Genomic DNA, 1,219 nt, shown 5'->3' with positions numbered 1-1,219 from the left:
GAGCATATACCACTTCAACACCATCATCGTCATCGCCGTCATCAAAATCGTCATCCAGCTCCTCACCTGCCAGGCGCTTAGCCTTGCGAGCCGCCTTCAGAGCCTCTAGATTATCTCTAGCTTCCTGATGCATCTTATCCTTAATCAATTGCTCCTGCTCAGCTAAGGCTTCATCAGCTGCCTCAGCCGCATTCTTCTCATCAATCCATGTCATGATATCCCGACACAAGTTCGCTAGACCAGCAGACTTAATTGCCGACACCTGATAAACGGGCCCCGTCCAATTTAACGCTTCTACTAATTTCTCGCATATAGCCTTACGATCTTCTTCTGGCAATAAATCAAGCTTATTCAGAACCAGCCAGCGATCCCGGGAAGCCAAGGTAGGGCTAAACTTTTCCAACTCAGCCGCTATCGCCTGCACCACCTGAGCCGGATCTGAGCCATCGTAAGGCGCCATATCAACAACATGAAGCAACAGACGAGTTCTTACCAAATGCTTCAGAAAACGAACACCAAGGCCCGCTCCTTCTGCAGCACCCTCAATCAAGCCTGGAATATCAGCAACCACAAAACTCTTATGCTCTTCAACACGCACTACACCCAAATTAGGTACTAACGTTGTGAAGGGGTAATTAGCCACTTTAGGCTTAGCTGCAGAAATTGAACGAATCAGCGTAGACTTACCTGCATTAGGCATACCAAGCAAACCTACATCCGCCAACACCTTCAACTCCAAACGCAGGCTACGTGACTCACCTTCACTCCCTTTAGTTGTCTGACGGGGCGCTCTATTCACACTGGATTTGAAACGAGTGTTACCCAAACCATGAAAGCCACCTTGCGCCACGATGAGCTCTTGCCCGATCTCAGTCAAATCCCCTAGCACTTCTTCAGTGTCCGTGTCGATAACTGAAGTCCCTACCGGAACCTGAAGAAACAAACTCTCACCCTTTGCTCCAGTACAATTACGCCCGGCACCCTGCTCACCAGATTGAGCGCGATAATGCCTGACATAACGATAATCGACCAAAGTATTCAGCGACTCACTTGCCACCAGAATAACTGAACCGCCGTCTCCGCCATCTCCACCATCAGGCCCACCCTTCGGAATGTACTTCTCTCGACGAAAGCTCAAGCAACCGTTACCACCTTTACCAGCCTCTACTCCAATTGTCGCTTCATCAACAAACTTCATTGCACACCCCTTAGATTAGTA

Annotated in this window: 1 protein-coding gene; it reads right to left on the bottom strand. The window is 49.1% G+C overall.

From position 1 onward, the window contains the following. Positions 1-1,198: Obg family GTPase CgtA (gene cgtA / locus A3763_RS26505; protein ID WP_068760771.1), on the bottom strand; the 1,198-nt coding region annotated here is incomplete at its 3' end. Positions 1,199-1,219 lie beyond the last annotated feature (21 nt).

The organism is Oleiphilus sp. HI0128 (assembly GCF_001635365.1).
Note: the sequence above shows the minus strand (reverse complement) of the source record. Positions and strands in the feature narration are given on the sequence as shown.